4 protein-coding genes and 1 pseudogene are annotated in these 3613 nt (G+C 40.2%); 2 read left to right on the forward strand and 3 right to left on the reverse strand.

What is annotated here, in order from left to right; translation table 11 throughout:
* Positions 1 to 121 precede the first annotated feature (121 nt).
* From IQ242_RS19575 to IQ242_RS19585, 3 genes are all read right to left on the reverse strand, one after another.
* Positions 122 to 376 carry a type II toxin-antitoxin system Phd/YefM family antitoxin gene (locus tag IQ242_RS19575; RefSeq protein WP_193961114.1) on the reverse strand — a complete coding sequence of 85 codons (255 nt, stop codon included), beginning with the start codon at positions 374 to 376 and terminating at the stop codon, positions 122 to 124.
* 299 nt (positions 377 to 675) lie between these two features.
* The gene (locus IQ242_RS19580) at positions 676 to 1095 is read right to left on the reverse strand and encodes a type II toxin-antitoxin system HigA family antitoxin (protein ID WP_193961115.1); all 420 of its coding nucleotides are present in this window, start codon (positions 1093 to 1095) and stop codon (positions 676 to 678) included.
* Complete coding sequence (locus IQ242_RS19585) at positions 1061 to 1366, reverse strand: type II toxin-antitoxin system HigB family toxin (protein WP_002787896.1); 306 nt, start codon at positions 1364 to 1366, stop codon at positions 1061 to 1063. Before IQ242_RS19585 ends, IQ242_RS19580 begins: the two co-directional genes overlap by 35 nt.
* A gap of 422 nt (positions 1367 to 1788) precedes the next feature.
* Between IQ242_RS19585 and IQ242_RS19590 the strand changes: the two genes are divergently transcribed.
* Positions 1789 to 3381 (forward strand): glycosyltransferase family 39 protein, encoded by a 1593-nt coding sequence (locus IQ242_RS19590; RefSeq protein ID WP_193961116.1) that lies wholly within the window; start codon positions 1789 to 1791, stop codon positions 3379 to 3381.
* Positions 3382 to 3489: 108 nt separating this feature from the next.
* Positions 3490 to 3613: pseudogene (locus tag IQ242_RS19595) on the forward strand (DNA phosphorothioation-associated protein 4); the annotation flags it as partial.

Here is a 3613-nt window from a genome sequence, read left to right on the forward strand (position 1 = left end):
GTGGAAGACAGTACATGGTTTTTTAACTGTGGTATGCGACGGTGGTGGAAGCAGAAACTTAAATCGTGAGGTTTAGGAATCGCCGCACTTTTAGGGCGGCGAGGATGTCAAAGCAGAAAGCCTAACGCTCGCCTTCGCGGAGTTGACGGAATTCGCGAACGAGCGCATCTTCAGAAAGTCCCTGTTCGCGTAAAAGCGCATCCAACCTCTCGGCGGCGCGTTTTAACCCGTCGATCTCCGCTTCCGATGGCTCCGGTCGTGCCGGCAAGAAATAACCCACCGTCTGACCCTGGCAAGTGACGGCGATGGGAGTAGTAGAACTCAAATATTTGGCGAGATGATCCTGGAATTCTCCCATTCCGATTTTTTCTAGCATAGACTATTGCTTTTCCCGCTTGTGTACTGTTGTGTAGATAATTTTAGCAGAAAAATCTGTAGGCCGGGTGCAACCCAAAAGCCAGCTTCTTGGAGACGTTCAAAAGTTACTCTTGAACTACTCTCAATTCCGTTGAGAGTAGTTCACTTCATCAGCTACAGCAGAAGCTTTTTTTCTTGAGGAAGCTGAAGAAAAGTTGTTAAGACAGTTTCTTCAAGATTAGCCATTTGTTTAATTTTCTTCCAGTGTAGATATAGATATTTATATTATAACCAACCATCACCTAATATAGCCCAAATTTACTGAGTAGATAAAAATAAACTTGAGTCAACGTGAAAAAACTGTCCTAACTTTACAGCTTGTTTTTCTGTTATTATTTGTTGACCAATAAGAATATCAGAAACTATGGTTTTTGAACCTAGTATATCTGATAAATCTTTTTCTTGTAAGTTGTTAGCTTCCATGAGTTCCCAGAGTATTGAATGGGGTTCTGATTCTTCAAGGGGATAATGATCTTGTTCGTACTTTTCGATTAAAGTCAAGAGTAAATTTAACAAGGTGGTTTCTTCTAGACTGCGATTTTCTCGATGAGATAAGGCCTCAGCTAGGTTAATAGCCTGTTCGTTTTCTGCCTCGTTTTCTATCACTTTTGGTAGATACTTGGCTAGTAAACTTCCGTAGGTATCACGGTTTAAAGTAAGGGTCATTTTTCCACTCATCTTTGTCATACTCCGCGTGAGTCAAAATGTACTTGATATAAATTACTTGGTCTTTGTAAACGATATCTACAATTAGACGATAGGGATTACCTTTGATATTAAAGACCGTGAAATTACCAACGGCTTCTGCTTGAGAATACACAGCTTGAACTTCAGCCAGGTTTTTCCACTCTGCTTTACTAGCAATTTTATACCAAGTATTAATGGCATTAACAGCATCGGCGTGTTTTCCAGAAAATTGCCGCAGTTTTGTACGGCTGATGATGTGCATATTCTTATTGATTTAGAATAGCTCTTGTATTCTATTTTATCATAGCCTTATTTGCGCCACCAACCCGATGTCGGGGGGGCAGGGGGGGGTGAGGGCGATTAACCATCTCTGCCATTACTTATGAAAAATGGTATTATCCAACAGAGTTTTTAGATTTATTCAGCAAACCCTAATTACAAACACTTACTTAACATCATTTTACCGTTCCCCGTTCTCTTAATCCTCTTTCAGATCGCAAATCAGCAACGCCTGGGGAGAGTTTGCTGATAGCCAGGGGCTAAGAGATGACAGAGTTGGTGATATAGTAACTAAAGATCACATTTAAATCTAACCTTGCCATAGATGCACAAATCTCGAATCTGGCAACCCCAAAAATCTCCCGTCTCTAACATCAGTTTTAGCGATGAAATGAGGTAAGAATTTTGACCAAAATACTTAGCGATCGCATTGCCGTTTATCTGCTCATCGGTGGACTCCTGTTTAGAATCATCATCGCCTTGGGGCTTTATCCCGGTTACGATGAAGCCTATTATTATGTTTACAGCCATAATCTAGATTGGAGTTATTTCGATCATCCGCCAATAGTAGCGATTTCCACGGGTTTTGGGACTTGGATCACGGGATTAGTCAATCAATTTACCATTCGCTTCGGTACTCTCCTCCTCTATACTGGCAGCCTCTGTTTGCTATATCTGACGGCTTTAAAATTGTTCAGTCTGCCGGTCGCCAGAATGACTTTAGCGATCGCCACCCTGATCCCCATCTATGGGATCGTCTTCGGGATTCTTTCGCAGCCAGATAGTCCTTTAATCTTTTTTTGGTCATTAACAGTCTATTTAGCTGCCCAAGAATTCTGGCCAATTCGGGAAAAAAACTATCATCCTAGCTATCGTCTCGCTTATATTGGACTTGCCGTAGGATTGGCGGTTTTAAGTAAATATCACGGCTTTATTTTGGGCTTTGGTTTAGTTTTATTTTGTCTGACCACTCCCCGCTATTGGCCTGTATTTAGATCCCCTTGGTTAGGATTAGGATTTATTCTTTTTTTGATAACTTTATTGCCGATTATCTACTGGAATATTAACCATGATTGGATTTCCTTTCGCTTTCATTTAGAAGACCGTTTTTCTGGAGAACCGAAAACCTTTAATATTCTTGGTATTCTCTCGGTTATTGGCATTAGTATCGCCACAATGTTTCCTCCTTTTGGTTTGCCGATGTGGTGGGTGACATTTAAAAGCTTTGCCGAACAAATTCCTAACTTTATCTCGAAAAAAAGATTTTTTCATCGAGATGAAGAATCACTCAAAAAATGGTTAATTCTCTCGGTTTCTCTGCCTTTAATCCTGGGAATGCTTTATGTAGGTGCTTCCCATTATCTCGCCCCTAGTTGGATTTTACCCGGGTTCTGGTCCTGCACAATTTTATTAGGAGAAAAGGCCAATACTTGGCAGCAATCTTCTCGAATCTGGGTAAAAAGATGGTTATGGGGGTCAGGAATTTTTATCGTTACTGTTTTATCTATAGCAATGCTTCACGTTACTTTTGGCACTTTCCAAAAACCTAGTCAATACGCAATTTTTGGGGGAATTATTGCCCCAGAACAAGACCCTTCTCGGGAAATTGTCGATATAAATCAACTGCGCCAAGGCTTTGCTAATTCTCCCGAATTATTAGCACTCTTAAAAGATTCTAGCTTCGTTTTTACCCATAATTTTTATGTGACCGCATGGCTAGATATGGCCCTTTATCCCCTAGTTCCTATTCCCGTCACCTGTTTTAACAATGATCAAAGGGGTTATCAAATTTGGGTTAATCCTCAAGAATGGATCGGTAAAAATGGTTTATTAATTACTACAAATAGTTCTCTAGAAAGACCGGAAATAATCGATCGCTACCGTCCCTATTTCCAAGATATAACTAAAGTAGCTGTCATTCCGATCAAGCGCGGTGGTGTCACCATCGAACAATTTCATGTTTACCAAGCTAAAGGACTAATTAAAACTTATCCTTAAAGCAGTTATCAGTTATTGGCGGATAGGGGATAGATAAAATAGTTCATAGATACTGATAACTTCTATCTCCTGAATTTTGTAAACTTTTTTACTTTTTGCTTGATAAATATGTCCATTCATCGAGTGCGTATTGCTAGAGATAAAGGGGAATTTGTCCAGTCCTTAGTTAATTTTAATCAGGGAATTGGACCCTTTCAAACCTATGCTGATGTCATCGCTTTTGCGGCGGCTT

Source organism: Microcystis sp. LEGE 08355 (assembly GCF_015207185.1).
Lineage (GTDB): Bacteria > Cyanobacteriota > Cyanobacteriia > Cyanobacteriales > Microcystaceae > Microcystis > Microcystis panniformis.